The sequence below is a fragment of the Bittarella massiliensis (ex Durand et al. 2017) genome, assembly GCF_009876955.1.
Taxonomy (GTDB): domain Bacteria; phylum Bacillota; class Clostridia; order Oscillospirales; family Ruminococcaceae; genus Bittarella; species Bittarella massiliensis.
In genome coordinates, this window is the sequence record NZ_WWVY01000030.1 from 1 (window position 1) to 5,147 (window position 5,147).

The 5,147-nt window shown below is 49.6% G+C and carries 4 protein-coding genes and 1 pseudogene; all 5 read right to left on the reverse strand.

Translation table 11 applies throughout. From position 1 onward, the window contains the following. Positions 1–1,874 (reverse strand): VirB4-like conjugal transfer ATPase, CD1110 family (locus tag GT748_RS14665; protein ID WP_161222388.1); only part of this gene is annotated, 1,874 nt, incomplete at its 3' end. Then, positions 1,831–2,286, reverse strand: a complete 456-nt coding sequence (locus GT748_RS14670) for a PrgI family protein (protein ID WP_134107574.1) — start codon at positions 2,284–2,286, stop codon at positions 1,831–1,833. The genes GT748_RS14670 and GT748_RS14665, both read right to left, overlap by 44 nt. A gap of 20 nt (positions 2,287–2,306) precedes the next feature. After that, complete coding sequence (locus GT748_RS14675; protein ID WP_134107576.1) at positions 2,307–3,176, reverse strand: VirB6/TrbL-like conjugal transfer protein, CD1112 family; 870 nt, start codon at positions 3,174–3,176, stop codon at positions 2,307–2,309. Between the two features lie 69 nt (positions 3,177–3,245). Continuing rightward, positions 3,246–3,332 (reverse strand): annotated as a pseudogene (locus GT748_RS14680) (Maff2 family mobile element protein); the annotation flags it as partial. Between the two features lie 90 nt (positions 3,333–3,422). Next, positions 3,423–5,093 carry a recombinase family protein gene (locus GT748_RS14685; RefSeq protein ID WP_161222387.1) on the reverse strand — a complete coding sequence of 557 codons (1,671 nt, stop codon included), beginning with the start codon at positions 5,091–5,093 and terminating at the stop codon, positions 3,423–3,425. Between the last annotated feature and the right edge of the window lie 54 nt (positions 5,094–5,147).

The window sequence follows — 5,147 nt, forward strand, 5'->3', positions numbered from 1 at the left end:
ATGTCCACATTGCTCTGATGATTGAACACATTCAACGAACCCGTTACATAGATTTCCAATGCCGTTGCAATGTACTGAGCTTCTTTTTCTTCCTGCTCCCGCAGCAAGTTATAAAGGTCCTCCAAAATCGGCATATTCTCCGGCTTCGGGTCATTGAGATATTCGTTGTAAACCAGTCGTACACAACGGTCAATAATGGTTTTCTGCACCGGCTGCAAGCCCTCCTTACCGCCCACGATCAGCTCACACAAGCTGAGGATAAAGTCAGACTTGAGTGACAGCGGGCTTTCATCATCCGAATAGTCCAGATTCAGATCCATCGGATTGATATAGTTGGTTGAAGTAGGTGAGATCTTGATGACCTGCCCATGCAGACGCTCAACAAGAGGTGCGTACTCCGCTTCCGGGTCACAGATAATAACATCATCACTGGTAAGCAAAAAGCAGTTGGCAATTTCTCGTTTTGCGCTGAAGGACTTACCGGAACCCGGCGTACCCAGAATCAGGCCGTTGGGGTTTTTCAGCAGCTTTCTGTCCACCATAATGAGGTTGTTGGACAGAGCATTGATGCCGTAGTACAGAGCTTCTTTCCCGTTCTGGAACAGTTCCTGCGTAGTAAAGGGCACAAAGATAGCTGTGGAACTGGTGGTCAGTCCTCGCTGAATCTCAATCTGATTGAGACCCAGAGGCAGACAGCTCATCAGCCCTTCTTCCTGCTGGAAGTCCAGCCTGGTCAGCTGACAGTTATACTTCTGGGCAATAGAGCCTGCCTGAAAGATGTTGTTGCCAAGCTGACGGGGATTGTCCGCTGTGTTCAGCACCAGAAAGGTCAAAAGGAACATTCTCTCGTTGCGGCTCTGTAAATCCTGCAAGAGTTTTTTCGCTTCACTGCCGTAGGTAGCAAGGTCAGATGGAATGATGTCCATGTCGTATCCGGCACGGACTGCTTTTTTCTGTTCCTCGATCTTGCTGCGGTCCAGGTCGGTAATCTTTCGCTTTACCGTTTTGATGGCTTTCACCTGATCCACCGACTGAATGTGCATACTCACAATGAGCGAGCTTTCCATATCCAGAAAATCAGCCAGCAAACGGTCATTCAGTTCCGGTGCGAGAATCTGCAAAAAAGAAACAGCCCCGTATTTCTTACCCATACGGAACTGCTTGCCGGTGCGGAACTCAAAGGAGCTTGGTGCAATAAAATCCTTTGTGGACAGACCGGAAGGAGCCAGCCAGTCCCATTCAAACTGAAACGGGAGTTGTTCATCCATGTGGAATACCGCATGAAGCTGAAAAAGCCTTTCTTTACCGTCCAGCGTTCTGGCAGCTACACCAAGACGCTTGAAGTTATTAAGTATATCGGTCTCAATACGCTCCAGACGGGGCTTGGCAGCTTTGATGCTGTCCGCGTCGATACCAAAGGTCAGGTATTTGGTCTTGATGAGACCGTTGTTACCTCTGGCCAGCTGATTTTGCAGCATTGTGGTGTATTCCTCGCGGATACTGTCAAAGGCATCCCTCTGGGGCGGGATGGAAATAGAGTTAGCAAAGGTCTCCTCCGATGCCGCAAGGTTCAAAAAAGACAGCTGGAAATGAATCGAGCTGTCAAAATAATTGAGGAAATCACACCAACCCTCAAAGATTGCCGTCTTATCTTCGTTTTGGGAGAGCTGATAGTTAATGTCCTGAAACTGGATAGTCTTTGTGTAGTGGCTGTCTGATATGCGGCAGATTCCGTCCGGCCACATCCGTTCATAAGGGATACTGTCCTGCGCAGATTTTCCTTTTTTGTCCGTGCGGTTAGCGCGGGCAATGGCCGCTTCGATCTGCTTCTTATCGGCGCGGGACAGTTTTTTCTTTGTCTTTACCGGCTGCACAGTTTTTTCCTCGTTTTTTCCGAACATCCGACGCAGCCATTTTTTTATTACGGTGAACAATGTCATACACCTCCTTATCGAGCATTTCCTGCCGCTTTAATACGGCATAAAAGTTGTTGGTCTGGTAAGGTCGCTGCTTTGGACGGATCACAGCTACTTTGAGAATGTTGCCCACGATCTTTTCCAGGGGCTGTCCATGCTTTTCGTACATAGCCAGCATAAAGAAGGGCAGCATAACCAGCATCATACACATAGCCGCTACACTGTTTCCGGTAGGTTTTCTGAGCAAAAAGAAAAGCGGTACGCCAATAAGCGCTCCGCCCGTGAAGCAGATAAGCTGCCGCTTGGTCAGATTGAACATGACCTTTGTTTTGACTTTTGTTAAGTCCTTGGGTACGGGTACATAAGCCAATGTGGAAACCTCCTTCCGTTTTAGTGCGCCTGAAAGACTGATTTGGCGAGACTGCCGGTTTTGAACAGCGTAAAACATAGCAGTACGGTGTAGCCCACGCAGCTCCAGATTGCCATGATGATGTCATCTTCCAGAGCGATGTTCTGCACCAGCACAGCATAAATTGCCACGCAGACGATAATGAGAAACGCCTGAAAGCCCAGTGCCAGCAGGGATCGGAGGTAATTCTGTCCCATACCGCCCCATTCTTTGCCCATCATGGCAGCCATTGGAACGGGAGCCACCGAAGTCACAAGGTAGATCTCAATCATACGGCCATAAATGACGATAAAGATACAGATATATAACGCCCACATGGTAATGCCAATAAAGAGGGATTGGAACCACAGTCCGAACAGCGGTCCCAAATCCATTTCCATCAGCCTCGGTTCCAGATCGGTCATAACTGAGGAAATGTCAATGGACGCATCCGAATTGATAATCCCTGCCGCCTGCGCCACCACGCTCTGCGCCATATCAAAGACGCCCATCACGATATTCCATGTGTTTGTGACAATGAGGATGGCGGTAGCTGATTTGAACACCCACTTGAAAATCATCCAGGTATCCACATCATGCAGGTTGTTCTTGTCTGCAATCATCTGGATCAGGTCTACGGTCATCACGATAGCCAGGATCACACCTGCAATCGGCACCATGATGGAGTTGGACAGATTCTCAATCATATTGAAAATACTGCCATTCCATCCCTGTGGGGTCTGTCCTACCTGTACGGATATATCCGCTACCTGTTGGTTTACACTGTCAAACATCCCCGAAAGGTTGCTCATAATACCGCCCACCAGCATTTCTTTCAGCCAATTCGTCAGGGCTTCAAGTAAGAAATCCATACGGTGTCAACCTCCTTTCCGCCGCCCCCGCAGAACTGCGGGAGCGGCAAGGATTTCATGCAGGAACGCTTAGACAGAGAACAGCCCGGAGAGCAGAGGTACAAGGACCATGCCGACTACGGCTACACCAGCGCCGGCCATGAGCTGTTTTATCCCCAATTAGGTGTAAAACTCTGCTCGATGGCGGGCGGCGGCGTACAAAAAATCTATATGGTGTTTTTAAGAGAACCGTCCCGGCGGGACAGGTCAGGCAGTGACCTGTTCCACCTCCGGGATGGGTTTGAGATTAAAATGAATTTCGATAGAAATGTGTCTTGTTTTATCTTCGTCAATGCGTTCATGCACGACGATTTCTTTGATTAAGCGGTTGAGGGTGGCTGCGTCCAGCTCTGTGATGTTGGCGTATTCCTGAATGGCTTCCACCCATTGTTTTGCGTCATTGGCAAGCTGGACTTCATCGGACAGCCGCTTTCTGCCCTCGGATACTCTGGTTTTAAGCTCCGTCTGCTCGGTCTGTGTCTTTTCCAGCATGGTGTTGAAATTCTGCTCACTGATACGCCCTGCAATCATATCCTCATAAAGCCGCATGACCATTTTGTCCAGAACCTCAATCCGTTCCTCGTCCCTTGTAAGGGAGCGTTCCATTGCTTCCCGCTGTTCCCGCTGCTCTGCTTCACAGGTATTGGTCAGGCGGTCGGCAACCGCTTCCCCGTCCATCAGGGCAGCTCTGGCACATTCCCGGATTTTCCGCAGCACATGGCTGTAAAGGGTGTCATAGTCAATCCGGTGCTGGGTGCAGTGGTTCTTTCCAAAGGCGTTGTAGGTCTTGCAGGAATAAATCCGCTGGGGATGTTTTGCGTTTGTGTAGCGTACCGTCAGCGACTTCCCACACTCGCCGCATTTTAACAATCCGGCAAACAGGCTGATTTCATCGGTCTGCCCCGGACGCTGGCGGGATTTCATCTTGTTCTGCACAATGTCAAAGCTCATGCGGTCAATCAGCGGTTCATGCTGTCCCTCCACCACAATCCAGTCCTCCGGCTTCTTTTCCCCAATTGTGCCGATTTTGAAACGGTAGTCTTTTTTCTGGGAAGCAATCGCACCGGTGTAGACGGGATTCATCAAAAGGTCTTTGATAACGGAGAAGTCCCACATATACCGCCCGTTTTCCGGGTCTTTCTTTTCCCATTTGGTTCGGGTGTTGCGAAGCCCCCGTTCCCGGTTCCACCATGTGGGGCAGGGGATTTTTTCTTCCTCCAGCCGTCTGCGGATATAGTTCGGACCATGACCGTTCAGGGCATATCCGAAAATCAGCCGCACAATCGGGGCGGTTTCCTCGTCAATGAGCAGATGGTTTTTGTCCTCCGGGTCTTTCCGATACCCAAACGGGGCAAGACACCCGGTAAACTGTCCTTTCTGCGCTTTCAGAAGATAAGAGGAATGGACTTTCTTGGAAATATCCTTGCTGTACATCTCATTCAGGATATTCTTGAACGGGGCGATGTCGTTGTTATCCCGCAGGGTGTCGATACCGTCATTCATGGCAATATAGCGGACACCGTTTCTTGGGAAAAAGTCCTCAATCAAATGCCCGGTTTGCAGATAGTTACGCCCCAGTCGGCTGAGGTCTTTCGTGATGACAAGGTTGATTTGCCTGCGCTCAATAGCTCTCAACATCCTCTGTAAATCAGGACGCTCCATATTAAGACCTGTGAAGCCATCGTCCTGATAGACTGCCACAACCTCCCATCCCTGCTTTTCGCAGTATTTTTCCAGCATATCCCGCTGGTTGGCGATACTGGCACTTTCGCCTTGCAGGTCATCGTCCTTTGACAGCCTGCAATAGACCGCCGCACGATAGCCCCCGGCAAGTGCCGAACCGATTGTTCTGTATTCCATTTCGTTCATCATAGCCATTTACCCACACAATCCAGACGGTATCTGGCTCTTTTGAACCTCATCTTCATTATA